Here is a 25,405-nt window from a genome sequence, read left to right as displayed (position 1 = left end):
AATGGCAATGATTCCCGAAACCCTGGCGAACATGAACCTGTTCGTCGATGGCATCAGCTTTCAAGGCGACGTGCCGAGCCTGACCCTGCCCAAGCTCACGCTCAAGACCGAAGAACACCGGGTTGGCGGTATGGATCTTCCGGTGGAGCTGGACATGGGCATGGAGAAACAAGAGGCCGGCTTCACCACCACCGGCGTGCGGCGCGAGTCGCTGCGCATGTTCGGCCTGTCTGACGGGACGGCTTTCAACGGCGTGTTCCGTGGCGCCTTCAAGGGCCTCAAGGGCAAGACCACGGCGGTGATCGTGACCCTTCGCGGCATGCTGAAAGAGATCGACATGGGCGACTGGAAGGCGGGCGATAAGGCCGAGATCAAGCACAACGTGGCCTTGACCTACTACAAGCTGGAGGTCGACGGGCGCCTGATCTACGAGATCGATGCCCTGGGCATGAAACGCGTGATCAACGGTGTCGACCAGCTCGCCGCCCAACGTTCGGCCCTGGGCCTGTAAGGAGACTTCGCAACATGACTCAAGCAAAGAAAAACCCTGCCTGGATGAATCTGGCTATCGATAGCGTGGTGGTGACCCTGACCAAGGCTGTCGAGTTGAACGGTGTGCAGTGCGACAAGGTCACCCTGCGGGCCCCCACCGTGCGCGACGTGCGCGCAGCGAACACCGCCGCCGGCGGTGATGACGAACAACGCGAGCTGGCGCTGTTCGCCAGCCTGGCCCAGGTCGGCAGCAAGGACCTGGAGGGCATGACCCTTAAGGACTACCAGCGTTTGCAGGCCGGCTATTTTCGCCTGGTGCAAGACGACGAACTTTGACCCGGCGGTGTTGAAGATGGCGGCAAAGCGGCTCGCCAGCGAGCTGCATTTTTCCGCCGAGGAGATCATGACCATGCGCTTTAGCGACATGGTCTGGTGGCTCACGGATTGAGCCTTACGCGTGTAGGGGGACCAGATGGCACGCAATATCGCGTTGGGGCTTGTGATCGGCGGCGCCGTGAGTGCAACAGTCGGCGCGGCCTTCAAGACCGTTGAAAACCGCATCAAGAAGCTTGAGGAGCAGGGCAGCAAGGCCAAGGTGCTGAAAAGCACCATTGGCGAAACCATGCGCCTGCGGGACGAATGGAAGCGGGCCCACGACAGCGGCGCTGCCTCGGCGGCCGGTCTGCTGAGCAAGCTGGAGCGCAACCTGTCTAGCTTGCAAAAGCAGGGCGTCCAGGTCGGCAAGCTGCGCCAGGAGTATCAGGCCCTAGGCCGAGTGGCCAAGGGCGCAGATTTGCAGCTCAAGGGGCACCAACAGATCAAGCAAGGCAAGGAGGGCTTCAAGTCGAGCATTGGCCACGCCGTGGCCGGCGCTGCGGCTGTAGCCATCCCGACCAAGATCAGTGCCGATTACCAGGCAATCATTCGGGATATCGCGATCAAGGCAGGCATTGCGAACAAGCCTGAAGAGCAGCAGATGACACGGACGATCATCGAGACGTCCCAGCAGACCGGCATGGGCCGCAACGATGTGGCGGACCTGGTTAACCAGTTAGTGGCTGCCGGCCTGGAGCTGGACAAGGCGCTGTCCTATGCGCCGCTCGCTGCAAAGTTCGCGGTCGGGCAGGGCTCGGGTGGTGAAGAGACGGCGAAGATGATTTTTGCGTTGCAGCAGAACGCCAAGATCAACGATCCGAAAATCATGGAAAAGGCGCTGGAGGCTATCGCCGTGCAGGGCCAGTCGGGCAGCTTCGAGGCCTCCGACATGGCGCGCTGGTTCCCCAAGCTGCTGGCCAACATGGGTAACACCCAGTTGTTTGGCATGGATGCCGTTGTGCAGTTGGGGTCGATGCTGCAAGTGCAGATGAAGACCGCCGGCAGTGCGGACGAGGCGGCCAACAACCTGATGAACTGGATGTCCAAATCGGGTGCGGAAGATGTAGTCAAGGCCTACAAGGATGTGGGCATTGATTACCAAGCGTCTTTGAACACGGGTATCCAGAAGGGGATGTCGACTTTCGAATCCACCTTTGAGCTGGCGATGCGCTACATCAAGGCGACGGACCCAGCGAAGGCCGCGAAGATGCAGGAAGCCCAGGCCAAAATCAGCAAGGAAGCCGATCCGGAGGCGGCCAAGGCGCAGTTGATCGCGCTGGAGGAGTCGTTGCGTACCGGCAACCTGTTCGCTGACATGCAAGTCAAGATGGCCCTGCTGGCCTACTCGCAGAACCGGGAGCTGTACGAGCAGCAGAAAAAGAACTCGCTTAACGGCAAGGGCATCCTTGATCAGAACCTGACCGAACGGCGCGAGACGTCTGCTCAGCTTTGGACCGAAACCGTCCAGGCCATTAACGACGGCATGCGTGCGGTGGGTGATGCGCTGCGCCCGGCAACGGATGCGGTGGCCAAGGGTGTTCGAACGGTGGCCATGTCGTTGACCGGGCTCACGGAAAAGATGCCGGGTGTGGTCGCCGGGGTGGTGGGTGTAGGTGCGGCATTGGTCGCCCTGGGTTCAGCATTCAGCATGTTCAAGATGGGGAAGGGGCTGTTCAACGTTGCCCGGGGCTCACTGATGGGCAACCCGAATGTGATCCAACGGGTGTTCGTCACCAACGCCGGCGGACTGGGCGGTGATTACGACTTCGACGGCGGCCGGGACAAGAAGGGCGGTAAAGGCGCCAGGGGTGGCAAGGGCGCTGGCGGCGTACGCGGCCGGCTCGGCCGGGCCGGGCGTGCGTTGCGCTCTGCGATCCGGCCCGGCGTGCTGGGTCGCACGGCGCGGCTCGGTGGCGCGGCATTGAAGGGCGCCACCAGCCTGGGCGTTTCGGCATTGAAGAGCGTCGGCGGCCTGGTCAAGGGCATGTCGCCCTGGGTGAAAGGCGGCGGTGTGCTGTCGGCGCTGGGTGCCGGAATCAAGGTTGCGGACACCTACCAGAATGCCAAGACCCAGGACGAAAAAGCCGAAGGCTACGGCGGTGCTGCTGGTGGTCTGGCGGGCGCCATGCTCGGCACCAAGGCGGGGCTGGCGGCTGGGGCTGCCATTGGCTCGATTGTGCCAGGGCTCGGCACGGCCATCGGCGGGGCTGTAGGGGCCGCGGTGGGTGGCGCCCTCGGCTATTGGGGCGGTGATGCCTTGGGCGCAAAAGCCGGGAAAGCGCTGTTCGGTGGTGACGACTCGCTTAAGCGACTGCCGGACGCCGGCCCGCTGATGATGCGCGATGCCGGCAAGAACATCCCACCGGTCCTGGGCGATATCGCCAGGTCCTTCAAGACAGGCCCGGCGCCGCTGATGCTCAAGGCGCCGGAGTCCGCCAAGCCGCTGGGCCAGGTGGTGCGCTCGATGGCGGGGACAGAGTCGCCAGTCGCAACGGCGGCACTGCTCAAGGCGCCTGAGTTGGTGAAGCCGGCCCCACCGAAGGTCGATCAGCAGTTTTCCTTCGCACCCAGCCTGCAAGTTCAGGTGCAGGGGGGCGTCAAGGACCCGGCCCAGCTGGCGCGGGAGATGGAGCCGCACCTGCGGCGGATGTTCGACGAATACAGCCGCCAGGCTGCGGCTCGGCAACTGTCGGATGAACCACATGTTTAGGAGATCCCATGGCTTACATGGAACAGCTGCAATCGGGGCTCCAGTCCCTGGTTGCCGCCGGGGAGGTCGGGCGCACCAGCGCAGACGGCATGTTGACTCCGTTGAACGGGGCCATCGGCGATATCACCGGTGCGGCATCCGAGCTGGAGAATGTGCCGTTCGTGGGCCCGGAGATCGGCGCGAAGTTGCAACGGACCTTGCGCGGCATCACGGCTGCGCAATCGGTCGTGGGCCAGGTCGCCGCCGGCTACAGCCAGGCCGTGTCTGCTGCGGGGCAGATCCAGCAGCGCCTGGGCAGTTTGCAGGAGCAGACGGCCCGGGCGGGGGCTGCGATCAACCGGATCGGCGGCCAGGTCAGCCCGGCCCTGGGCAGCATCTTCCCTAGCGGTGCCCTGGGTGGTCTGGGCATGCCGGCGGCGGCCGCAGTGAAGCCGTTCCCGCACCTGCTGATCATTCACCCGCTACGCCCGGGGGCACAGCCCTACTACTTCAACCTGGACACGGCCGCCTTCGATGAACTGCGCCGGCAGACGGCGTTTCGCTGGGCGGGCCAGGAACGCCTGACCCGCAGCATTGCCCAGCAGGCGGTGGGGCAGGGGGACGACAAGATCACCCTCAAGGGCGCGGTGTTCCCTGGCTTCAAGGCCGGCCTCGGCCAGTTGCAGAAGCTGCGCAGCATTGGCCGGCGGCTCCAGCCGCTGAGCCTCACCACCGGTTACGGCGAGGTCCTGGGCACCTGGTGCTTGACCAGCCTTGAGGAAGAACAGAGCCACCTGCTGGCCGGCGGCGTGCCGCGCAAACAGGGCTTTTCATTGGAGTTCGTGAGCTATGGCGACGACATGCAGAACGTCTAGCGGGGATCTGCTCGACACGATTTGCTATCAGTTCTACGGTCACCTGAACGGGAGTGTGGAGGCGGTGCTGGATGCCAACCAAGGGCTGGGCGATGAACCCCAGCCGTTCCGGGCTGGGGTCCTGATCGTGCTGCCGGATCTGCCGGCGGCGGTCGATGCTCAGGTGCTGCTATGGGATTAGTCCGCTGCGTTAGCGCATTGCCGTGCGGCCACTTGGTAGGCGGCGTAGTTTTCGGAGTACCGTCGAGCATCCTTAAGAATCATGCCTTGCCAAGAGGATGCTGCGTCTATAGCAGCTGTGCGGCATTTTGCGTAGGGCGTAAAGAGAGCCCCGTAGCGGTCGCTTTCGTCTTGTAGCCTTTTCAGCGCAAGTGCCTGTTCGCTTGCTTGCTGGTTGTTCATGGCTCCTGTCAGCGCGAGAGTCTGGCCATGTTCTACCGTCTCATTGAGGCGCTTAAGGAATTCGCGAGCTTCCTCGGGCTTAATTTTCGCTACCTCATCTTGGGCGGCCACGTATTGCTTTCCGCGTTCAATGGACCCGGCGCTGGGTGGGGGATCGTCGCCAAGGTTCATGACTCGTAACTTGTGCTCGGCTTGTACGAAGTAGGCGGCCACCAGGCAAAGCGTTATCCCAACAATCCTTTTCATTGCTTTCTTTCTTCCTAACACGCTGGGGCTCCGAGGTCCCGGTGACTTCATTACATTGGAGGGACTATATTGCATGACGCCTGTTTTTCGAATTGTAGCGGATGGCCATGACATCACAGCGCTGATCAATGACCGCCTGGTGACCTTGCGCACGTCGGACAAGCCGGGCATGGAATCGGACGAGTTTGAATTGCGCATCGATGACCGGGCCCAGGCCGTGGCGCTGCCCAGCCGCGGCGCCACTATCGAGGTGTTCATGGGCTACAGCGGCCAGGCCCTGGCCCGGCTCGGGCGCTATACCGTGGATGAAGTGGTGGTCAGCGGTCCGCCGGACACCATTGAGATACGCGGCAAGGCCAGCGACATGCGCGGTAGCGGCAAGACCACTCGCAGCGGCAGCTGGGAGGATGTGCCGTTGCAACAGATCGTGCGTGACATTGCCGCCCGCAACGGCTGGACGCCCGTGTGCCCGGTCACAACCAAGGTGCCACGGGTCGACCAGCTCAACGAGTCCGACTTTAACTTCATCACCCGCCTGGCCAAGCAGTACGACTGCACGGCCAAGGTGGCCGACGGCAAGCTGCTGGTGCTACCGCGCCAGGAGGGCCTGAGCGCCACCGGCAAGGCCTTGGGCATTGTCACCATCACCCGCCGCGACGTGAGCCGCTACCAGTTCCGGCTTGGCGATCGCAGCACGCATAAAGCGGTGCAGACCAAGCACCAGGACAAGAAGAGCGGCAAGCTGCGGGTGGTCGACCTGGGCAACGACGACTCTCCGGACGGCCTGCCCCCGGTGCACACCGACCGCCATATCTACCCCAACAAATCCGCCGCAGAGCAGGCCGCGAAAGCCCGGCTCGCGGCATTCAACCGCAGCACCGCCGGCGTGCGCCTCGAGATGCCAGGGCGTACCGACCTGTTCGCCGAACGCATGATTTACGCCCAGGGCTTCAAGGTCGGGCTCGATGGTGAATACCTGGTCGACTCGGTCGAGCAGGTGTTTACCCAATCGGGCTGGAGTACCACCGTCGAATGCAACGGCGGCAAGAAGGGCAAGGCGAAAGCCAAGGGCAAGAAAAAGAAAGCCACCAAGCCGCTCAGGGTCGAGCAGCTTTAAACCCCCATCACCACTGGAGAAACCACGCATGACGATCACAGCGCAGCAGTTGCTGCAAATCCTCCCCAACGCCGGCGCCAAAGCCGGCGTTTTTGTTCCTGCCCTCAACGCGGCTATGAGTAAGTACGCGATCATTACCCGGCTGCGCATTGCCGCGTTCCTGGCGCAGATCGGCCACGAGTCCGGTCAGCTTCTGTACCTGCGCGAGCTGGGCAGTAATCAGTACTTGAGCAAGTACGATACCGGCAGTCTGGCCAAGCGTCTGGGCAACACACCCGAGGCGGACGGCGACGGCCAGAAGTACCGAGGCAGGGGGCTGATTCAGGTCACGGGCCGGGCGAACTATGAAGCCTGTAGCGAAGCGCTGTTCGGCGACTCGCGATTGCTCAATACCCCTGAGCTGCTGGAAAGCCCGGTCTATGCAGCGCTGTCGGCGGGCTGGTTCTGGCAGAAGGCCGGCCTGAACACTCTGGCCGACAAGGGCGACTTTCTCACCATCACCAAGCGCATCAACGGCGGCACCAACGGCATGGCGGATCGCCAAGCGCTGTATGAGCGTGCCCTTAAGGTGTTGGCGTGAAGGCCCCGGGCTGGTTGTTGCCAGCCCTAGCCCTGGTGCTGGGGCTCGCCCTGGGCGGTTGGCTGGCGTGGACGTGGCAGGCCAACGCCTACGGCAAGGCCCTGGCAGAACAGGCCGAGGCGTACAGCACCGACCGCGAGCAGGCCGCTACGGCGGTAATCAACTGGCAGGGTGAACAGCAAGACACCCGCCGTACGCTCGAGGATCGCCTGCAAGCGAATGACGAAACCCACTACAAGGAATTGCGCGATGCTCAATCGAACCAAGCTCGTTTGCGTGACCGGCTTGCTACTGCTGAGTTGCGGCTGTCAGTCCTACTCAACGCCACCGCCACGGGTGGTGGCTGTGGGGTGCCAACCACCGCCGGCGCCGGCGGCCTGGTTCATGGAGCGGCGCGAGCCGAACTTGACCCAGCGGCTGCTCAACGAATTGTCGCCATCACCGCAGACGGCGACCAAGGAATGATCGCGTTGGCCGCGTGTCAGGGCTACGTGAGGAAAATTACAACCTCCAAAGAGCGTGATGAAAATCATGGCCATGACTAGGACTTGAGTATTTCCCAAAGCTTGTGAAGGGCTTCCAGCACATTACAAGCTGCAATTATCAAGGCGATTAGTTTCATAGGTTGCTCTCGTTGGTTTTGGGGAACAGGTTAAGTGTGAGGTCTAAGATTTTTTTGTTAGCGAGGCGGAAGAGTGGCTTCTTTCGCCGGTTTAATAGCTTTTATTTGGCGCAGGAGAGCTCTTCCAAAGTTTTTGGTTTCTGTGCCTGGTATCGGTGCGTTCTATTTAGACTAATTGCGATTATTGCTCTTGGTCAAGGGGTATTAGTTTATTGGAGTTGACTAGGGTTCGCGCGGCGACATAACGACATAACGATGCAGTGCTATAGGTTGAGGTGTTGCTACTGAATAAATAATTAATTAAGTAAATGAGTAAATAACGATGTGGTGTTGCTAGTAAATGAAGTAGCTAGTGAATAAAGTAGCGAGTAAATGAAGTGGCGACTAAATGAAACGCTCAGTAGGCTTGATTAGATCTGGGCTCTGGTGCTTGACGTTTCCGACCAAGCTGCTCACTGGGAACCACTCAAATTCATTCGTATGTCGACAGAGATCCTTGGCAATCTCCTCTGCCCGGTTCATAGGTAGGTTTGGGTCTAGCCATTCGTTCGCATGCTCAGGAGAAAGGACTAAAGGCCGGCGATCATGAATATCGACCATGCCCTGGTCACTGGCTGCCGTGATGATCACGAATCCATCGCCATCATGTGGGTCAATGCCTGGGTGCACCTGGGCCAGAGCTGCAAAAAACATAGGTCGTTGGCTTTTCAGCCTGATGAAGTAGGGCTGCTTCTTCTTCGGATCGGCCTGGTCTTTCACCCACTCGAACCATCCTTCGCTGGGCACAATCGCGCGCCCACTTGGCCAAAGCTGTTTGAAGAACTTCCCTGTCGTCACCGTCTCTACTCGGGCGTTGATAGGGGCTGGCCGTTTCCCAACCGCCCAGAAGGGCGCCCATCCCCAGCGCACCGCGTCGATATGCAGCCCATCCTTTGCCCCATGCAGTATCTGTACTCGGGTCGATGGGGCTACGTTGAATCGATTGATAGGCTGCGCGTCGTAGCCGCTAAAAAGCTCGCGCTGCGGACTCAGCTCCTCGATGAAAATCGCCATTCCCTCGTACTGTACAAATCGTCCACACATCTGCACCTCCCAATGCCGATTGCATCGCTGCCACTCAGCTGGTTCCTGAACTGTAGACATCGAGGAGGGGTCTAGGATCGGCTGGCGGGATTCCGCCTGTCAGAATGTACTGAGGCGCAATTGACGGTAACCAATTGGTCCATTTAACTGTATATTCGTACAGTTTTGGAAGTCGTGCGTCATGAGTTTCACAATCGAAGGCCCCATTGCGGAGGGCGGCCTAAAGCTGCCTCTCTGCCTCTTTCATGTGCCCGCTGGGTTTCCATCACCGGCGGCAGATCACATCGAAGCCCATATTTCTCTCGATGAAGTCCTGAACATTCGTGCGCCACACGTTTACCTGGTGTCGATCACCGGGGAGAGCATGCAGGGTGCCGGTATCTTCGATGGAGATCTGGCCGTCGTAGATCGCTCAATTGAGCCGGCGCATGGCCACATCGTCGTGGCCCTCTTGAACAATGACCCAGTCTGCAAGCGGCTATCTATCAGGGGAAAGGATGTCGTCTTGCTGTCTGAGAACCCCAAGTACCCCCCGCGGTACATCCTGGAGGGGGACGAGCTGTCGATCTGGGGCGTGATCATTGGTAGCGTGCGCAGCCATGTCTAAAGCCACGCCTGTCTTCGCGTTGATCGACTGCAACAGCTTCTATGCAAGTTGCGAACGTGTCTTTCGCCCTGACCTGGCCAGGGTTCCTATCGTCGTTCTATCAAACAATGACGGGTGCGTGATCGCTCGCAGTTATGACGCGAAGCCCCACGTAAAAATGGGCGAGCCGTACTTTCAGATCAAGCACAAGCTCAAGCAGCACGGCATTGTGGCGTTTTCTTCGAACTATACCCTCTACGGTGACATGAGCGAGCGGGTGATGTCGCTGATCGAATCGATGGTGCCGGCAGTCGAGGTGTACAGCATCGATGAAGCTTTCGCAGATCTCACGGGGATCAACAACCTTGAGCAGTTCGGCCGCCAAATCCGGGCTCGGGTGTTGCGCTGCACTGGCATACCGGTTGGGGTCGGTATTGCCCGTACCAAGACCTTGGCTAAGCTGGCAAATCACACTGCAAAGCGCCTACAAGCGCACACTGGAGGCGTCGTAGACATCACCGACCCAGCTAAGCGGGATTGGGTGTTGCGAAACACTGATGTCGCCGAGGTGTGGGGTATCGGTCGGCGGATGAAGGCCCATCTGGATGGGATGGGAATCAAGTCTGCTATGGACCTGGCCAAGGCCGACCCGTGGACGTTGCGCAAAAATTTCAGTGTCGTGATCGAGAAGACGGCACGGGAACTGGCGGGCACGCCTTGCCTGGAGCTGGACGAGCCAGATCCGCCGAAACATGAGATCTGCTGTAGCCGGATGTTTGGGAAGCGGCTAACCGAGTTGGCTCCAATCAAAGAGGCGGTTGCCACATACATGATGCGAGCCTCGGAGAAATTGCGGGCTCAGAATTCACTGTGTAAGAAAATCCGCGTCAGCATTCGTACGGGCATGTTCAACCCCGAGGAAGCCAAGTATGCAAACGGTGTCCTGGTAGAGCTGCCGTATCCAACCAATGATGTCCGGCTCATGACGAAAATGGCTGTGGAAGCACTGGACCGCGTCTTCAGGCCGGGCTTCAAATACAGTAAGGCCGAGGTCTTGTTGCTGAATCTATGCCAGCCAGGCGAATACACCGACGATCTCTTTGCCGTGGCGCAACCATCGGAAACCGACAAGGTGATGAAGGTCCTGGACCAAATCAACAATCGATGGGGAAGGGGTACACTCCGGGCCGCCAGCGTCCCTACCAACCCCGATTGGGGTATGCGGCGGCAGATGATGAGCCAGAGCTACACGACGAAGCTTGATCAGCTTTGGAAAGTGTCCTGCAACTGAGGGTGCAGAGGGCCAAAAATGAGCCAATCTGTACGTTAATCAATGCTAAGCAACCCCATATCCAGCCGCGTCTAAAAAGCCCTACAGCCCTTGTTCTTCAGGGCTATAGGGCTTTTTGGCTTTAGTGCTCGAGCACAATCGGCGTATGACTAAGCATAGAAAATATTAGAGCTCCAAGTTCTATTGTCGTACCCAATCAAGAACTTTGTTAAGTGGGTCAGAAACTTCTTCGGGGAGCGCTGTGATGTGATGCGAATCCAACTTGAGCTTTTCTACTTTATAGCCGAACTCTATGGAGTTGATTGTCTCAGGATTGTATCCCTCCAATTGAGCAAGTTTACCGATGCAAGATCTAATTGCTTGTTCTCCAAGGTGGCCGTGGCAAATCCATTGTAGTTTATTTATTTCGAGGTTCGCCGTTTGTGGGAGTAGATTGTTTATCGTGTCGGAAAGAGTGCAAGAGATGCCGCGCGATAAGATTTTTTGATCAATGCATGTGCTCGCGTGGAATTTGTTTCCAGTTAGGAGGATGTTTTCGTGAGAAATCATGTCAGTTGCGCGCGCGACGATAGACAAGTTTCTGCAGGCCAGGGAGTACGCAGCAGCAAAATGTAAAATATTAATGTAGAGGTCATTGATCTTTTGTAGGTAGATTGCTGTTACATTTGAGTGGTGAGTGTGGATGATGAATTCAATAAATGAGGTGGATGTGAACCAATAGTTTTCAATTGAATGGCCCTTGGTAATAAAAGTGTTGTTAGGTGCTGTGATTGCGTTGTACTCAAAGCTTGCACTGTTGAATCCGTCCCATTCTCTGTCGACTAGGCATCGAAAATTATCGGAACTTGACCTACCAGCGATGCATTGTATTTTTTCTTTTGCGCCTATCGCTCCGAGGTTTTTATCATCTATAAGTGAGGCGTCATCGATACAATAATTAACTGGTATGTTATCGGTGTGGTTTTTTTTGAGTATGTAGTGGGATAATACTTTTTTATCACTTACTCCCTCGACCAAGATTGTTTTGTTGGATCTGAGTTTTACGGCCAAAAGGTAGGACGATATGCTGGAGTAATTACTCATGATAGTTGTTCCAAGTATGACTCGTCGTCTTCTAGAACTTGGGGTGTTGAGTTAATGGTTGGCGTAAAAATATGAACTGCGTCAGGATGATCCGCGCCCACCTCAGGAGAATGTGTGCAAGCGATGATTTGGCGGCTTGCTGCCTGCTGCTCCAGGTTCGCAAGTATGATTCGTTGCCAATCGATATGGAGTGATAGTTCTGGTTCGTCAATTAGAAAAATCCCAGTTGACGCTGTGCTCATCCGGCTAGCAGAGAAAAGCATGGTCAGGATTTGTCGTTCGCCAGAAGATAATACGGTTAATGGGTAAGTGTTGTTTTGCGACGTTCGTATGAAAGCATAGTCGCGCCATCTTTTATTGTTGTGTGCATATGCTGGTGAGATTTCCAGTTGTTTTCCATCAAGAAATTTATTAACAGCGTTTTCAAAGTTCCGAAGCTTTCTGAATGCTATTTGGTTCTCATGTTTAAGTCGTTCCAGCATGTCGGCGTACAACTTCAATACGCGCTTAGTAGCGTCGTTGTCTTCATCGCCAGCGAACTTTGCTTGGCGTACTGCATTGGCAAGTTGTTGGGCCGCTGTAGCTGAATACAGTCTTGAATCAGTTTGTGAGTCATCGAGCGCTGTTTTAACTCGCTCAAGTAATGGCTCAACTTCTCCGTCCCCTGGTGTTTCATCTTTTGAAGTGATAGAGTGGAATACGCCAATGAAAATAGAGTTCAGCATTTGGCTCTGGGCTCTAGAGGAGCTCATCTGCGCTTCGCTGTATTCTTCACTGATGCTATCTACTACTTCGGCTAGGCCTGGATACCGGATGACAGGAACGAATGGGCCGAACCAATCGCGGCATTGCAAAGTTTTGAAGGCGACCATGTTGGCGCGTTGTTCGTCACGACTTCGGATATAAGAAAAGTTCTCTTTGCTAATTTCTGAGAGTTCATTTTTTCTTATGATGTCGTAATCCCTGTTACGTGAAGTTTCGTATTGACTGGTAGATTTGACCTTTTCGAGAATGGCTCGGTATGCAGGCAAGTATACTGGTCGCCCTCCAAACGCCGTCCTAATAGTTTCTTCTTCGACTTGGCTCAGTATAGGATACATTGAATCAATCTCTGCGCCCATGAGGCTGTCGTTGAAGACTACGTAAATTGAATTCGTATTATCCTGTGCAATGTGTAAGGTGTCACCCGTAGAGCTAGTAACTGAGATGGATTCAAATTTGATGTGAGCAAATCTGGAAAAATCTAACTCTAGAATATTGGCGATAATGTGAAGGACAGTGGTTTTTCCTTTGCCATTTTTTCCATATATGACATTTAGCCCTTCATTGAATGACAGGTCTATATCTAAATAGTTATGTAGCATCCGGATAGATAGTGATTGAATTGATGGCTGCATAGTCTTCCCTGGCCTTTTTTTATAGTCAGGGTTGAATTTAGCCGCAGTGAGGGAAAAATGCTATGACCTACTCAATGAAATCGAACTGGGGCGATGATAGAGATGGGCGAAACTCTCCCGCAGGTGGGTAGGGTATATAACTACAAGGATTCGATCAGGAAGGTATCTAAAGGGGAGGGGCAGAATATTGGACCTGATGAGCCCTTGGCCCTGGTCCAGTGATTCGGTGATTGGGGGCCTCTATCAAAATTTGCCCAATCATTGCTCCATTCCAAGCTTTGCTTGATTTTTGCTATAGAAAATATTTAGTTAATTTTAACTAATTGAAAAGTAACGGATTTTTTATTTTATGTTTCCAATCCATCATCGGTGCAACGCTAAACCGCCGGGACAGCGTAGGGCTTGAGTTTACTGGGGTTGTAGCTGAATTCTGGACCATTTTGCTCTACGTGTTTCCGGTGTGTTTTGGGGCGTTTCTTGGCGTTCTGCAGTACGAGAACCCCTTCAGGGGCTGGTACGTAGCACGTCGGATATGGCGACTATCCGGGCAAGAAAACTGGCAGATGGGAAGCTGAGCTATACCGCTCGGATCCGCATCAAACGAAATGGACTGCAAGTTTACCAAGAGAGCCAGGTCTTCGCCTGTAAACAGCTTGTCCAGGCCCGGATACGCAGGCAAGCAAGCTGCACAGGCTTCGATTCAGCACTCTCGTCGTAGGACCTGTACCAGTCGTTCAGCCACCAGGGTTTCTACCGTGCCTTCGCTGGCGCCTGCTGCAAAAGCGGCGCAGCAAGCCGATGTGTTGCCATCGCCGATTCGATAAACCGCGATCACGCTGCCTGGTCCGCAGCCTGTGTGCCCGCCAAGCAAGAAACCGCCCTCGATTGAGCCCTGCATAAGACCCAGGCCATAGCCGGCCTCGATCCATGGTCGCCCTGGAATCGGGCCGCCCAATGTTCGAACTGTCTGCATTTCCTGAAGCAGGTTCGCTGAGAACAGCTGCCCGCAGAGCAAGCGATCCAACAATAGCGCCGCTTGCGAAATCGGCCCGATCAGCAGGCCGTGATAGACCCAGGCGGGGTCATAGTTCGACGTGTTTCCTGCTGCCGTTGCCTGTAGGTCCGCTGCTGTTTTAGCGAAACGGACATTCGTCACTCCCAGGGGCGCCAGTACGCGTTGAGTCACCGCATCGCCCAGTTCAAGGTCGGTCACCCGCTCAATCAGCCTGCCCACCAACAGATAGCCAAGGTTCGAGTATCGCCAATGGGTGCCCGGAGCGTATCGGAGTCGAGCCCCGTCAAGGCGTTGCAGCATTTCCGCCGCTGGCCAAGCTGGTTCATTGTTGGCCACGGCGGCGTGATACTCCGCCAGCTCGCCATAGTCGGCCAGACCTGCTTCATGTCGCAGTAGCTGGCGTAATGTGAAGGCTCGCTCGGGAACAGGGGCGTCCAGCTGCAACAGCCCGTCACGCACCAACGACAGGGCGGTCGCCGCCAGGGCTGTCTTGGTGAAGCTCCACCAGGGGGCGATCAGCTCCGGGCCATCAGGCGTTGCTGGCTTACCATTTGCTATGAGCGAGCTGAACATGGATTTCCTTGGTGTTGAGCGGTTCGACAAAATACCCCATGCACGTTCATTCCCCGAAGACCCGCGATCCAGACAGGCGCTGGCAACGGACAAGCGATCAAGCCCATCCTCGATATACGCTAACGGCAATTGGCTAGCATGGACGCGGCGTTGTGGCTGAGCCAAAGTTCCGAGGTTTTCCCCCTACGCCACATGCACATGGAGTGAATGTCATGCCTTCGATCAAGCTCGCCAGCCTCGCCATCGCCGTCCTGGCTCTTACGGCCTGCGCCGTGCCTGGCAAAACCAGCAACCAGGACAATGAGGTCAAGCTCGCCGCGCAACGGTTGATTGGCCAACCGGCCAAGAAAGCCTTCGAGTTGTTCGGCAAACCCGACCAGGGCATGGGGCCTTCATCCTACGGCAGTGGTGGTTTCTATGCCTGGAACCGGGTGCAGACCCACTTGGGGCCCGACAAGGTGTTCGTACAGACCGGTACCGAGTATGTCGGCCAGCGCGAGACCTTGGTTGGTGTCGGCGGCCAGGGTGTCAGCGGTGTGATGCCGGTGAGCAGCGAGGCCGTCTATCGCAAGACGGGGTACTACGAGAACCAGACCGTGCTGGACTACTTCTGCAGCATCACCCTGTATACCGACAGCAAGAACATCATCACCGACGCCAGTGTGATCGATTGCCAGGATCGCAAGCTCTAGTTCCGATACGCATCGCCCAGAAGTATCAGCCCTGGGCACGTGCTCCGAGCCCAGTCAGCCAGCTTTGCAGAGAGCGCCGTATCGCCAGTCCATTCGCGCCTGGCAGCTCCGGTGCCTGGGCGCGTTTCGCCTTGCCTTGCCTGCGCAAGGGCTTGGGCGAGCGTTACAAGCGCTGGTAGGTCTTCCCCCATCTACAATCGATACCAGCCTTCACCATGCCTGGTCACGACGGTGCCTTGGCCAGGACCAGCCTCGCTCACTGCAGATCGCCGGGTGCGCCAGTTCGAAGCGTTTCGTCCATGAATTGGCTTCTCGAAACAGCAGGGTATCGTCCAGTGGTTCGCGAAAGGCCAGTGCCTGCTCCATGAGCCAGGGAATATCCGCTGTATTTTCGCAGAGGAATACTCCCGAAACATCCCGGCGGCTGGTCATTTCTCCGAATGCACTGCTGACCACCGGCAAACCCAGCGCCCGGTACTCGTAATACTTGATCGGATCGACGAAGCGAGTGAGATCGTTGCGCTTGAAGGGGATCAGCCCGACAGCGAATTCGGTCATGGCTTGCAGCGCATCGGCGTGGGACAGCGCCGGCAAAAGACGGATGTTGGTCGCCAGGGAGGTTGGCGCAGCGCCATATCGAGGGCCGATCAAACGTACTTCGGCATCAGGAAAGGCCAGCGCCAGAGCCTGCACGAAATCCCAGTCGAACCATTTGGCCAGGGTTCCGACATAACCGAATACGGGCGCAGCCACAGCGCTACCGGAGCGACGCAGCCCCAGGGCTGGCAAGCGTTCGGTGGCGCAGGCATTGAGCAGCAATTGCGTGTGGACCCTTTGTCCTTGCCAATAGCGCTGCAAAGCCGAGCAGGAAGCCAGGGTGATGTCCACGGCCCGGGCGGTTTCATGTTGGTGGCGGCGCATGGTACGGCGCGACCAGCCGCGGTAGAAGGCCGGTACGTTATCCATGACATCGTAGAAGCTGCTGTCGAAAACCGGCTCGCGCAACAACTGCAGGGCCAGCCTGGAGGGCTTGCCTATACCCAGCAGCGTGGTGCCCTGGGCGAAATCTCGCACCTGGCGCACCAGATCGCGCCAGAGCAGGCTGTTCAACCAACCCGATCCGGGCAGCGGCTCTATCGGCAGGGCCCGCGGACTGGCCAGTGTCAGCCAGGCGGGCTGCGGCTCATGCGGCCCTTGGGGCGGGCGTTGGCCGAACAGGTCGCTGATTCCCGGCAGGCGTGTGGGATAAGGTTCGATCCATAGCACCTGGGCCTGGGTCGCCGCGTGAAATTGGCGGACCAGTTCATGGGGACGCTGGGCAAAACTGTGCCAACTGACGGGCGAAAGGTAGACCAGCCTCATGATTTCTCCCGGGACACATGGGGTAGCCAGGAGCGTTCCCACTTGGCTTCGTAAAGCGCCTTGTTGCGATTGAACAGTTGCTGGCGTTGGCCTTCGGGCATCCGATCGAACGACGCGGACAGGTGGTGGTGGATGAACACGTCCTCGGCGAAAGCACAAGACAACCCGATCTGCTCCACCCGCCGGCAATAATCGTCATCTTCGAAGAATCCCAGTCCGAAGGCCTCGTCCAGCGGGCCAACGCGCAGGTAGGTCGAGCGCGACAGCATCACGGCGAAGAAACCCAGGGTAGCGCAGGGCACCAATTGGCCGATGTGGCGCCAGGTGTATTGTCGAGCACGAGCAGGCATGTGCCCGAGGGTCCGGTAGCCGATGTCGATCCTGGCCTCGTTGCCGATGTTGTTGGTCACCGGCCCGACCAGGCCAACCCCGGGATTGCGTTGCAGGTGCCGGCGCAGGCTCTGGGCCCAGCCGCAGGTGACCTGGGTATCGTTATTGAGCAGTGCCAGGTACTCGCCCCGGGCTTTGGCCAGGCCCAGGTTGTTGGCGGCGGCGAAGCCCAGGTTTCTGGTATTGAGGATCAGCTGGTGCCCGCCGCTGGCGGCCCACTGTCGCAGGAACTCGACGCTGCCATCGCTGGAGGCATTGTCGACGACGATGAGCTCCAGTTCCCGGCCCGAAGGATCGGCGTCCAGGCTGGCCAGGCAGTCACGGGTGAAGGCGAGGTTATTGCACGTCACCACGATCACGCTGATCAACGGTTGTGGCGGGGACCTCTCGGCCAGGGCCAGCAGCGCTCGTACTCTGTGGTTCCAGGTCTGTTGCCGGGCGAAGTCCTGGCGTTGCCGAGCCGCCTCGGCCGGTTCGGGCTCGTCCAGGGCTTGGGCGATGGCGGTGATGAAGGACTGCGCATCCCCGGCGATTCTCACCAAAGGGGTAAATTCATGCAGTTCGGGCAGGTCCACCGCGACTACCGGCTTGCCTGCGCTCAGGTACTCATAGACCTTCACCGGGTTGGTGGCCAGGGTCAGCGCCTGGATCCGAAATGGCAGGATGCACACGTCGAACGCATGCAGATAGGCGGACAGTTGTGCATAGGGGATTTCGCCGGCCAGCCTGACATTGGCGTGGCTGCGCAGTCGTGAGCCGACCTTTGCCGTGTCTGCGCCGATCAACAGCACCGTGCAATCGGCGAAGGCCTGGGCGATGGTCGATACCAGTTGCACGTCGAACCACTCGGCCAGCGCCCCGTAATAACCGATCACCTTGCGGCCGCTTGGGTCCCGGTGGCAGTGACGGGGAGCCTTGGAGAAATACTCGAAGTCGGCAGCGTTGCGTAGCAGGGCCTGTGGGCTATCGGCAAGGGTCGGACACTGTTGCTTCCAGTGTTGCGCGAGCCACGCCGAGGCGAACAGGGTCAGCTGCGCTTCGTCCAGCAGTTGCCGCTCCAGTGGCAGTAATCCAAGGGCGTTGTTGCCGAAGCCCTGATGATGGTCCATGCAGTCATAGACCAGGCGATTGTTGGGCAGCAGCCTGGCTACCGGAAACCAGAACGGGTGCTGGACCAGCGAAACCACCCTTGGTGCGTCCACCCAGCCGAGGAACTCACCCAGGCTGCGGCACAGCTGCCGGATCGTCCCGGCATCGGGCGGGGCCTGGTAGATCACCGGCGCCTTGCAGGCGAACAGCCGTACCTCGAACAGCCGGCCCTGGCGATCCAGGGAGCGTACGCTGAAGCCATCACGCAGGTCGTCTTCCAGGCTGGCTGCGATATAGAACACCCGCCGCCCTGCAAGGCTCAGGCCATGTGCCAACTGTTGTGGGCGTTGATAACGCAAATCCCAGTCGATGGCGCCCCACACCAGATAGTCGGGCAATTGCGTCGGTGCTGCCGGTACCACGCCTGGCGCCGGGACGAACGGCCGGTTTGCCTGCTGGTAGCGGCGCAGCGCGCGCCAGGCTGGCAGCCAGGCGCTACGGTACAAGCGTCGAACCAGGGCCTTGGCCGGCGTCGGTAGCGGCAAGCGCTGGTAGGCACTGCGCAGGTGCTTGAGCAGCTCGGCTGTGGGTTGGCTCATTACCAGGCTCTCGTCACGGACGATCTCAACGGCTGGTGTCCCAGGGTTTCGGAGTCGCGGCGGCGATCACGAAATCGCTGTGCAGCGTGCCCGATTCGATCAAGCCGTCCTCGATGTCGAAGAGCATTTGCAGGATCCGCATTGCCTGCGGATCGTCATCCCGGAAGTTACCGGCAATGCCATGCAGCAAGAATTGCAGCAGGGTGCCGCCACAAGGGTTGAAGGCACGGATATCGAAATGCTCCTGGACCACCCGCAGGATGTCCTGGGAACGCACGGCTTCCGAAGGGTCGACCTTCACCACCTCCAGTGGATCGGGCAGTGGCACCTGGTTTTGCACCTGGCCATAGGAACCCTGGACGAAGGAATACCGCATCGAGGGCGGAATCAGGGCGAAGGCATGGCTGATGGCCGCGCACTGGGTTTCGTCGAAGGCGAAGTGATTGGCGCCGACGTACTCGTTGAGAAACAGCCAGCCGTCGGGCTTCAGCGCCTGGCGAACATTGGCGCAGACGCTTTCCAGTTCACGGATGTGGTGCATCGAGCCGTTGAACCAGACCGCGTCGTAATGGGCGCTGGGTAGCTCCGTACGCTCGACATCGAGCAACTGGTAGTCGATGCTCCCGGCGCCCAGGAATGCCGCTTGGGCCCTGGCGGTGTCCAGGGCCGCGGGCGCGATGTCCAAGGCGTCGCAGTGCTGGAATGCCTTGAGGTTGTACAGGTCGCGCTCCAGGTCCCCGGTACCGCAGCCGACACTGAGCATGCGGGCCACGGGCAGGCGGTCGCCGAAAAAGGTGTCCAGGCAGTAGGACACCCAATAATCATGGCCGCTGCCTGCGGTAGCCTTCTGCTGGTGGCGTCGCTGGATGGCCGGCACCGCACGCCAGTAGACGTCTGCGGAAAACGGGTCCGAGCCAGCCTGGTTCCGGGACCAGTGTTCAGCGGTCCGGGCCTTGCGCCGCTGCTCTTCGGTTTCGTTGTCCACAGCGGTGGAGGAGGGCGCGACCGGTCCACTGAGTTTGTTGATGATGTTCTTCAGCACGCTTGGCCTCTTGTTCTGATTGGAGCCGATTGATGGGTTCAGTCGGTGATCCTTGATTTCGGAGCGTCCGCTTCCATTTCCCGGTGTCGTGGGCTGTGAGGCTTCCAGGTGCCCCACTTGCTTTCGAAATAGGCCTGGTTCCTGTCCCACAAGCGCTGGTACTCGCCGGTCGGGATCAGGGCCTTGAACGAGGCCTGGCCGTAGTGATGGATGAAGGCGTCCTCGGCGCATACGGTGCGCCAACCCGCTGTCTGTACCCGGCGGCTGTAGTCATCGTCCTCGAACATGCCGATGCCGAAGGTCTCGTCGAGCCAGCCCACCTGCTCCAGCACCTCGCGGCGCAATGCCACGCAGAACATGGCGAGCATCGGGATATCGAAGCAACGCCCGTGATACTGGCTTGCGCGGCGGTCGGCGAAATCTTCCAGGCCATCGAGTCGCTGGTAGTCGATCCGGACCTTGGCTTCGTTGCCCACCGCATTGGTGGTGGGCCCCACCAGGCCGATCCCGGGGTCGGCCAGGTGGCGCAGCAGGGGCGTCAGCCAACCCCTGGGGACTACGGTGTCGTTGTTGAGCAGTACCAGGTAATCGCCTTGGGCGCGCCGCAGTCCTTGGTTGTTGGCGGCAGCGAAGCCGAGATTGCGCGGGTTGAGCACGATGTTCACCCGCGGCTCGGTACGGGCCAGGTAGCGCAGATAGTTACGGGTGTCATCACTGGAGGCGTTGTCGACGATGATCAGTTCGAGGTTGGGATAGGCGCTGTTATCCAGCAGGCTGTCGACACAGCCTCGGGTCAGCTGGACATTGTTGTAGGTGACGACCACCACCGAGACCTTCGGATACAGGGCCACCAGCGCGTCGCGGGTGCCCTCGAAGCGGTGCCGCCAGTCGTTGGCCCTGGCCAGTTCGATGCGTCGCTCCCAGCGCTGGGGGTCGGTTTCCTCCAGGGCCTTTTCGATCTGGGTCACGAAGCCTGGAGCTCCTTCGGCGAAGTACAGGTAGGGCGCGTAGAGCTGCATTTCCAGGAGCGGCACAGAGACTACCGGCTTGCCGGCGCTGATGAATTCGTAGAATTTCACCGGATCCACGGCATGGGTCACGTTGTACAGGCGGAACGGAATGATGCAGACGTCGAACCGATACAGGTACTGCGGCATCTGGGTGTAGGGCTGGCGCCCAGTCAGGTGTACGTTGGGCAGTCGCTCGAGGCCGGCGAGGTCGTTGACGAATACATCGCCGACCAGCACCAGGTTCCATTTTGGCCGTTGCCGGGCGATGGCCGCGATCAGTTCCAGGTCGACCCATTCGGCCAGTGCGCCATAGAAACCAATCACCGGCCCTGGCAGATCGGCGAGCAAGGCATTGGGCGTGCAATGGCGGGCGAAGAATTCGAAGTCCACGCCGTTGCGCACTAGCACGCACCGGTGGCAGCGGCTGGCCCATTTGTCATACAGCACCGAAGCGGTGACGGTGACCAGGTCGGCTTGTTCCACCAGCACTTGTTCCTCGGCCAGCAACGGGGCGCCGATGTTCGGGAAATCTTGCCATTCGTCCATGCAGTCGTACTGCACCAGCCAGCCTCGCTCCTGACGCAGGTGCAAGGCCAGGCGAGTCCAGTAGGGCAGGTGGACCACCGACACGGCAGTCTTGATTCGGAAGTCGGCGACCAGGTCCTGCAAGGCCTCGAGGTTGCTGCGCAGGTTGCCCGAGGTGATGCAGGTGGCGTAGGGATCCTGGGATGAGTGCCCGCGCAGGTGCACCTCGTAGACTCTCGGAGCCACTTCCCGTACCTGATATGGCTGTCCCGGCGTGGGGGCCAGGACGATATAGAACACCCGGTAGCCATGGGCGGCGAACTGCGTCATCAACTGCTGGGGGCGCTGGAACCTGGCTGACCAGTCGATATTGGCAAAGCACAGCAGGTCGAATGGCCCCTGGCTGTCCGGCGTCGTCGGTTGCGCGTCAACAGGGGGTGGCAAGGGTTCGAGCGCAGGCCTGGTTGGCAGCAACCGTGGGGCTGGCGCGATGGGGAGCGGATATTCGCTGCCACTGCCGACGGCCCCGTGACGCAGCAGTTGCAGGAGCATCCGCAGTGGGCGGGTCAGGCGCCAGGAGCGCGAGCGCCGCATATGCTCGATATGTGCCAGGGCGGCATCGCGCTCGACGATCGCCTGGACATGTTCTTGTGCTGGCACTGGCGACGATCCTGGCTTATTCATGCTGGCTCACATAGGTGTGCAGGGGCGTCTGGTCATCCGCTGGCCACATGGAGCTCTGCGACCCGGGTCGGTAGAAGGTCACGGTCATGCTGCGTCGCGAGGTCCGGCAACTGTCCACCACCGGCGAGACCGCATGCCATGAGCTTTGGCCCCTTACCAGGAGCGCCGAGCTGCCCACCAGTGGCGGGATTACCGCGACGACGTCTTGCGGGTCCGCCGAGCGCAGAATGTTCAGGCAACCGCCATCCTCGACGTTCCACGTATCGTTGAAGTAGAGAATGTGGGTCACCAGCTTGTCGTCCAGGTCCAGGTGTGGACCCAGGCAAGCCTGGGGGCCGTAATGGAAGACGTTGACCTCCATCGGCGCCGTACGCAGGTCCATGTCGGCCAGCATCGACAAGGCCAGGCGATAGGCTGGCCGGGTCAGTTCGGTGGCCAGTTGCAACCAGCTCGGACTCAGGCCCTGGGCGTGGACTATACGTCCGGTACCCAGCTCCACCAGTTGTCTTGCCTGGTATTCGTAGTCCTTTTCCCCGCCATAGCCGTATACCCGCTTGAACGCATCGTGGGGGTAGCTGGCCGCCAGCGTGGCGGCATCATCGGCCGAGTACAGGCCATCGATCCGGCCCCAGCGAAAGGGCTGCTGGTGCAACGGTTGGTGGGCGAGCATCTTCAGGTCCAGCAGCATGTTCTTCCTCCTTGAATCCATGTCATGTGCGACGCAGTGTTGCGGTGCCACGCAAGGAGCCGGGGCCACGGCCAGTCCCATTCGACGTGGGACTGGTCCGTGGCGGGCCATTGTCATTCCTGAAACTGTTGCAACTGTCGCATTTGCCGGCGCAGCTCATCGAGTTCGGCGCGCTGGCGCAGGCACTCCTCACGCCAGTCCTGTTGTTGACCTTCCAGCAGGTTGGGCAGGTCTTGCCAGAGCCGGTTCATCCATTGGCGGGTAGGACGGCGACCTTGACGGATCAGCTCGGCGACCCTGTCCCAGTGTTCGCGCAGCTGCTCCCTGGCCGCTTCCAGGCGAGGGCAGGGGGACCGGCGTCGCAGGCGTTCGAGGAACCACTCCAGGGCGATGGGCTCGCCGTTCGGCAGCGGGTAGATGCCTTGGTAGTCGAGCAGGGCGGTGTACTTGCCCGTGTGCAGATTGGCCGAACAGAAGATGGGGACACCGAAAGCCAGGGCGCTGATCGCCAGGTGATAGCTGTGGCCGATCACGCCTTCGGCATGTCCGAGAATTTCCGCCAGCAACAGTGGCTCTGGCCAGTAGGGCAGGGTCACCGCTCGCGGCAGGTCGTCGCCAAGGATCGATTCATGGTCGCCCAGCACCGGACCTATGGGCAGCAGCAAGAGTTGCCACTGCTCCAGGTCGGTGCCTTGGGTTTTCCACAATTGCAGGAAGTTCTCCAGGCCGGCGATCGTGTGCACCACCAGGTATCGACGGCCCAGGCCTGCCTGTTTGCACAATTGGCGGTACTCGGCCGAGGGCTGTTGCAGGTCGACGAGATTGGCCAGGCCGAAGGCGGTATCCGGCAGCACCTCGACCTGCGCCTGTTCGCTAAGTGCCGACAAGGCTTCCCGGGACAGGGCGTCGCGTACCCGTACATGGGGACTGAGCTCAAGGGACAGTTGGAGCAGCGGTCGGGCCCAGGACGGGATCTCGTTGCAATGCATGCCCGGGGCATTCCAGATCAGCGGCACATCGTGTTGCAGGGCCAGCAGGGCAGGGGACAGCCAGTAGCCGGTGGGGTGGTGGATCTGCGGGGTTGGCGGGTAGTAGCCGACGGCCACCAACTTGTCGAAGCGAACGATGAAGCCGCCGCCGATCAACACCCCATCCAGGGAGTCCACCACCTCGGGCAGCTCGCTTACTGAAGTCACGTCGTAGGGCCACTGCGGGGTGCGGCGTTGGTGATAAGAGAAGGGACGCAGTTGCACTGCCCCCAGGCGCGACTGCAGTTCGCGCTCGGCGATGATGGGGAACAGCAGGTCGCCGTAGTTGGCAACATCGAAGGTGCCGAGGATCGCTACCCGCCAAGGTTTATCCGCTGGGCGGGGGGCTGCTCCGGCGATATTCGGCTGCTCCGGCTCGACCGTTCGGATATCCAGGTCGACGAGGCCGAGAAAATGCTTGTCCCCCGGCAAGATATCGAAGGCCAGGGGCGCGACCTGTTTTTCGATCAGTTGGGACGTCTCCTCGGTTTCCCCATTCATCAGCTTGAGGGTGACGTGATAGCGCCCGGGCGCCAGGTTGGCGGCAAATTTCAAGCGTGTGCTGGTGCTGCACCAGCCTTGCTGCGGGGCCTGGCATGCCAAGGCCACATTGGCTCCTGCGACCACCAGCAGCCGTGCCTCCTGCACAGTCAGGCTGAGATTGGGACGTGCGACCTGGTCGCTGACCAGGGCCTGGACCTCGATCTCCACCGGGTCGCCATGGACAAAGCTGCAGTATGAGGTCCCCGTGGCACTGAACAGCGCCGAAGCGATCTGGCCTTCGTGGGTACCGAAGGCGATGCCCTGGTCTTGGGCGAGTGCAGGTTTGCTGGTGATCTGAATCGCACCATCACTGGCCCAGCGTCGCTGCTCGTCGCGCATATCCAGCAAATAGAGTTCGGCCATTTCCTCAGGTGCACCACTGGCCCGGACTTCGCCGTTGCGCAGGTACAGGACCCGGTTGCAGAAGCGCTTGACCATGCTCATGTCGTGGGACACGAACAACAGCGTGGTGCCCTGGTGGGTCAGGCGTTCGAGACGTTCCAGGCACTTGAACTGGAACGAGGCATCGCCGACGGCCAGCGCCTCGTCGACGATCAGGATGTCCGGTTCGACGCACACCGAGACGGCGAACGCCAGGCGCACCAGCATGCCGCTGGAATAGGTCTTGGTAGGTTGGTCGATGAACTCGCCAATGTTGGCGAAGGCCCCTATCTCTTCGAAGCGCGCTTCTGTTTCCTCGCGAGTGAGGCCCAACACCGCAGCGTTGAGATAGACATTCTCGCGGCCAGTGAACTCCGGGTTGAACCCCGACCCCAGCTCCAGCAGGGCGGCGATTCGTCCGTGGCGGGTCACGCTGCCAGAGGACGAGGCGGTGGTTCCGCAGATCAATTGCAGCAGGGTCGATTTACCGCTGCCGTTGCGGCCGATGATGCCCAGGCTCTCACCTTTGCGCACCTCCAGCGAGACATCCTTGACCGCCCAGAACGAGCGACAACGCTGCCTGCCGTTGGGTAACAGTATCTGCAGCAGGCGATCCCTGGGATGGTCGTAGATCTGGTAGCACTTACCCAGGCCCTGGGTCCTGATCGCCAGGTCAGTGCGCATGGGCGCATACCCCCAAATCGGATATGGCGCGATGGTCGATCAGGAGCCATAGCCGCTGCTGGCTCATGGGCCGGAAACTGAAACGCTCGAGTGTGATGCCCCTGGTCAACTTCCACTCCTTGGCGGTCAACTATTCCAGCATCGCGATTTGCCCGATCAGGCGGTGCGGGGAAATGGGTCGATGTGTTGGGTTCGGTACAGTTATTTTTGGAATTGTTTATAGACCAGAATTTCCCACATCGAAGGTGGGGAAATGATTCTT

The 25,405-nt window shown here is 59.3% G+C and carries 21 protein-coding genes and 2 pseudogenes; 11 read left to right on the top strand and 12 right to left on the bottom strand.

Going from position 1 to position 25,405, the window contains the following annotated elements:
- The first annotated feature begins 1 nt into the window (after nucleotide 1).
- The 5 genes from CAG11_RS29055 (at nucleotide 2) to CAG11_RS29035 (ending at nucleotide 4,612) form a co-directional block, all read left to right on the top strand.
- Nucleotides 2-511, top strand: a complete 510-nt coding sequence (locus CAG11_RS29055) for a phage major tail tube protein (RefSeq protein WP_085599553.1) — start codon at nucleotides 2-4, stop codon at nucleotides 509-511.
- A 14-nt stretch (nucleotides 512-525) separates the two neighbouring features.
- Nucleotides 526-828: a phage tail assembly protein gene (locus CAG11_RS29050; RefSeq protein ID WP_085599552.1), complete on the top strand. Its 303-nt coding sequence runs from the start codon at nucleotides 526-528 to the stop codon at nucleotides 826-828.
- Nucleotides 829-964: 136 nt separating this feature from the next.
- The gene (locus CAG11_RS29045; RefSeq protein WP_085599551.1) at nucleotides 965-3,577 is read left to right on the top strand and encodes a phage tail tape measure protein; all 2,613 of its coding nucleotides are present in this window, start codon (nucleotides 965-967) and stop codon (nucleotides 3,575-3,577) included.
- A gap of 8 nt (nucleotides 3,578-3,585) precedes the next feature.
- Entirely contained in the window at nucleotides 3,586-4,431 is an 846-nt protein-coding gene (locus tag CAG11_RS29040; protein ID WP_085599549.1) for a phage tail protein, read from the top strand.
- Nucleotides 4,406-4,612 carry a tail protein X gene (locus tag CAG11_RS29035; RefSeq protein ID WP_085599547.1) on the top strand — a complete coding sequence of 69 codons (207 nt, stop codon included), beginning with the start codon at nucleotides 4,406-4,408 and terminating at the stop codon, nucleotides 4,610-4,612. The genes CAG11_RS29040 and CAG11_RS29035 overlap by 26 nt, the downstream gene beginning before the upstream one ends.
- On the opposite strand, the gene CAG11_RS29030 is transcribed toward CAG11_RS29035, so the two are convergent.
- Complete coding sequence (locus CAG11_RS29030) at nucleotides 4,609-5,079, bottom strand: hypothetical protein (protein ID WP_085599545.1); 471 nt, start codon at nucleotides 5,077-5,079, stop codon at nucleotides 4,609-4,611. The genes CAG11_RS29035 and CAG11_RS29030 overlap by 4 nt on opposite strands.
- Before the next feature lie 73 nt (nucleotides 5,080-5,152).
- Between CAG11_RS29030 and CAG11_RS29025 the strand changes: the two genes are divergently transcribed.
- The 3 genes from CAG11_RS29025 to CAG11_RS29015 are packed head-to-tail and all read left to right on the top strand — an operon-like array spanning nucleotide 5,153 to nucleotide 7,321.
- Nucleotides 5,153-6,196, top strand: a complete 1,044-nt coding sequence (locus tag CAG11_RS29025) for a phage late control D family protein (RefSeq protein WP_085599543.1) — start codon at nucleotides 5,153-5,155, stop codon at nucleotides 6,194-6,196.
- Between the two features lie 28 nt (nucleotides 6,197-6,224).
- A complete protein-coding gene (locus CAG11_RS29020) occupies nucleotides 6,225-6,776 on the top strand; it encodes a glycoside hydrolase family 19 protein (protein WP_085599541.1) in 552 nt (183 codons plus the stop codon).
- Nucleotides 6,773-7,321 (top strand): lysis system i-spanin subunit Rz, encoded by a 549-nt coding sequence (locus CAG11_RS29015; RefSeq protein ID WP_085599539.1) that lies wholly within the window; start codon nucleotides 6,773-6,775, stop codon nucleotides 7,319-7,321. The genes CAG11_RS29020 and CAG11_RS29015 overlap by 4 nt, the downstream gene beginning before the upstream one ends.
- A 461-nt stretch (nucleotides 7,322-7,782) precedes the next feature.
- Here CAG11_RS29015 and CAG11_RS29010 read toward each other — a convergent pair whose 3' ends face one another.
- Nucleotides 7,783-8,481 (bottom strand): SOS response-associated peptidase family protein, encoded by a 699-nt coding sequence (locus CAG11_RS29010; RefSeq protein ID WP_085599537.1) that lies wholly within the window; start codon nucleotides 8,479-8,481, stop codon nucleotides 7,783-7,785.
- A 181-nt stretch (nucleotides 8,482-8,662) separates the two neighbouring features.
- Between CAG11_RS29010 and CAG11_RS29005 the strand changes: the two genes are divergently transcribed.
- Together CAG11_RS29005 and umuC are read left to right on the top strand one after the other, a co-directional pair.
- Nucleotides 8,663-9,088, top strand: a complete 426-nt coding sequence (locus CAG11_RS29005) for a LexA family transcriptional regulator (RefSeq protein ID WP_077934292.1) — start codon at nucleotides 8,663-8,665, stop codon at nucleotides 9,086-9,088.
- Nucleotides 9,081-10,358, top strand: a complete 1,278-nt coding sequence (gene umuC, locus CAG11_RS29000) for a translesion error-prone DNA polymerase V subunit UmuC (RefSeq protein ID WP_085599567.1) — start codon at nucleotides 9,081-9,083, stop codon at nucleotides 10,356-10,358. Before CAG11_RS29005 ends, umuC begins: the two co-directional genes overlap by 8 nt.
- A 180-nt stretch (nucleotides 10,359-10,538) precedes the next feature.
- On the opposite strand, the gene CAG11_RS33435 is transcribed toward umuC, so the two are convergent.
- From CAG11_RS33435 to CAG11_RS28985, 3 genes are all read right to left on the bottom strand, one after another.
- Nucleotides 10,539-11,441, bottom strand: a complete 903-nt coding sequence (locus CAG11_RS33435) for a DUF4435 domain-containing protein (protein WP_143494803.1) — start codon at nucleotides 11,439-11,441, stop codon at nucleotides 10,539-10,541.
- Nucleotides 11,438-12,838 carry an AAA family ATPase gene (locus CAG11_RS28995; protein WP_085599535.1) on the bottom strand — a complete coding sequence of 467 codons (1,401 nt, stop codon included), beginning with the start codon at nucleotides 12,836-12,838 and terminating at the stop codon, nucleotides 11,438-11,440. Before CAG11_RS28995 ends, CAG11_RS33435 begins: the two co-directional genes overlap by 4 nt.
- Nucleotides 12,839-13,538: 700 nt before the next feature.
- The gene (locus CAG11_RS28985; protein ID WP_085599533.1) at nucleotides 13,539-14,426 is read right to left on the bottom strand and encodes a serine hydrolase; all 888 of its coding nucleotides are present in this window, start codon (nucleotides 14,424-14,426) and stop codon (nucleotides 13,539-13,541) included.
- 212 nt (nucleotides 14,427-14,638) lie between these two features.
- Between CAG11_RS28985 and CAG11_RS28980 the strand changes: the two genes are divergently transcribed.
- Nucleotides 14,639-15,118: a hypothetical protein gene (locus CAG11_RS28980; protein WP_085599531.1), complete on the top strand. Its 480-nt coding sequence runs from the start codon at nucleotides 14,639-14,641 to the stop codon at nucleotides 15,116-15,118.
- Nucleotides 15,119-15,328: 210 nt separating this feature from the next.
- On the opposite strand, the gene CAG11_RS28975 is transcribed toward CAG11_RS28980, so the two are convergent.
- From CAG11_RS28975 to CAG11_RS34235, 7 genes and pseudogenes are all read right to left on the bottom strand, one after another.
- Nucleotides 15,329-16,480 (bottom strand): hypothetical protein, encoded by a 1,152-nt coding sequence (locus CAG11_RS28975; protein ID WP_085599529.1) that lies wholly within the window; start codon nucleotides 16,478-16,480, stop codon nucleotides 15,329-15,331.
- On the bottom strand, nucleotides 16,477-18,558 hold the full coding sequence (locus CAG11_RS28970) for a glycosyltransferase (RefSeq protein ID WP_085599526.1): 2,082 nt from the start codon (nucleotides 18,556-18,558) through the stop codon (nucleotides 16,477-16,479). Before CAG11_RS28970 ends, CAG11_RS28975 begins: the two co-directional genes overlap by 4 nt.
- A gap of 25 nt (nucleotides 18,559-18,583) precedes the next feature.
- Nucleotides 18,584-19,600, bottom strand: coding sequence for a bifunctional 2-polyprenyl-6-hydroxyphenol methylase/3-demethylubiquinol 3-O-methyltransferase UbiG (locus CAG11_RS28965; protein ID WP_256578758.1), 1,017 nt, complete (start codon nucleotides 19,598-19,600; stop codon nucleotides 18,584-18,586).
- A 38-nt stretch (nucleotides 19,601-19,638) separates the two neighbouring features.
- A complete protein-coding gene (locus CAG11_RS28960; RefSeq protein WP_256578757.1) occupies nucleotides 19,639-21,795 on the bottom strand; it encodes a glycosyltransferase in 2,157 nt (718 codons plus the stop codon).
- 16 nt (nucleotides 21,796-21,811) lie between these two features.
- Nucleotides 21,812-22,504, bottom strand: coding sequence for a 2OG-Fe(II) oxygenase family protein (locus tag CAG11_RS28955; protein ID WP_085599563.1), 693 nt, complete (start codon nucleotides 22,502-22,504; stop codon nucleotides 21,812-21,814).
- Nucleotides 22,505-22,620: 116 nt separating this feature from the next.
- Nucleotides 22,621-23,811 (bottom strand): annotated as a pseudogene (locus tag CAG11_RS34240) (polysaccharide pyruvyl transferase family protein); the annotation flags it as partial.
- A 78-nt stretch (nucleotides 23,812-23,889) separates the two neighbouring features.
- Nucleotides 23,890-25,143, bottom strand: a pseudogene (locus CAG11_RS34235) (ABC transporter ATP-binding protein); the annotation flags it as partial.
- Between the last annotated feature and the right edge of the window lie 262 nt (nucleotides 25,144-25,405).

Source organism: Pseudomonas sp. B6(2017), assembly GCF_002112765.1.
GTDB classification, from domain to species: Bacteria; Pseudomonadota; Gammaproteobacteria; order Pseudomonadales; family Pseudomonadaceae; genus Aquipseudomonas; species Aquipseudomonas piscis.
The sequence above is the reverse complement of the archived record's forward strand: the minus strand, read 5'-3'. Positions and strand labels throughout refer to the sequence as shown.

Excerpts from the sequence above, each read along its gene's own strand:
- CAG11_RS29055 (WP_085599553.1), top strand. The coding sequence starts at position 2 with ATGGCAATGATTCCCGAAACCCTGGCGAACATGAACCTGTTCGTCGAT.
- CAG11_RS29050 (WP_085599552.1), top strand. The coding sequence starts at position 526 with ATGACTCAAGCAAAGAAAAACCCTGCCTGGATGAATCTGGCTATCGAT.
- CAG11_RS29045 (WP_085599551.1), top strand. The coding sequence starts at position 965 with ATGGCACGCAATATCGCGTTGGGGCTTGTGATCGGCGGCGCCGTGAGT.
- CAG11_RS29040 (WP_085599549.1), top strand. The coding sequence starts at position 3,586 with ATGGCTTACATGGAACAGCTGCAATCGGGGCTCCAGTCCCTGGTTGCC.
- CAG11_RS29035 (WP_085599547.1), top strand. The coding sequence starts at position 4,406 with ATGGCGACGACATGCAGAACGTCTAGCGGGGATCTGCTCGACACGATT.
- CAG11_RS29030 (WP_085599545.1), bottom strand. The coding sequence starts at position 5,079 with ATGAAAAGGATTGTTGGGATAACGCTTTGCCTGGTGGCCGCCTACTTC.
- CAG11_RS29025 (WP_085599543.1), top strand. The coding sequence starts at position 5,153 with ATGACGCCTGTTTTTCGAATTGTAGCGGATGGCCATGACATCACAGCG.
- CAG11_RS29020 (WP_085599541.1), top strand. The coding sequence starts at position 6,225 with ATGACGATCACAGCGCAGCAGTTGCTGCAAATCCTCCCCAACGCCGGC.
- CAG11_RS29010 (WP_085599537.1), bottom strand. The coding sequence starts at position 8,481 with ATGTGTGGACGATTTGTACAGTACGAGGGAATGGCGATTTTCATCGAG.
- CAG11_RS29005 (WP_077934292.1), top strand. The coding sequence starts at position 8,663 with ATGAGTTTCACAATCGAAGGCCCCATTGCGGAGGGCGGCCTAAAGCTG.
- umuC (WP_085599567.1), top strand. The coding sequence starts at position 9,081 with ATGTCTAAAGCCACGCCTGTCTTCGCGTTGATCGACTGCAACAGCTTC.
- CAG11_RS33435 (WP_143494803.1), bottom strand. The coding sequence starts at position 11,441 with ATGAGTAATTACTCCAGCATATCGTCCTACCTTTTGGCCGTAAAACTC.
- CAG11_RS28995 (WP_085599535.1), bottom strand. The coding sequence starts at position 12,838 with ATGCAGCCATCAATTCAATCACTATCTATCCGGATGCTACATAACTAT.
- CAG11_RS28985 (WP_085599533.1), bottom strand. The coding sequence starts at position 14,426 with ATGTTCAGCTCGCTCATAGCAAATGGTAAGCCAGCAACGCCTGATGGC.
- CAG11_RS28980 (WP_085599531.1), top strand. The coding sequence starts at position 14,639 with ATGCCTTCGATCAAGCTCGCCAGCCTCGCCATCGCCGTCCTGGCTCTT.
- CAG11_RS28975 (WP_085599529.1), bottom strand. The coding sequence starts at position 16,480 with ATGAGGCTGGTCTACCTTTCGCCCGTCAGTTGGCACAGTTTTGCCCAG.
- CAG11_RS28970 (WP_085599526.1), bottom strand. The coding sequence starts at position 18,558 with ATGAGCCAACCCACAGCCGAGCTGCTCAAGCACCTGCGCAGTGCCTAC.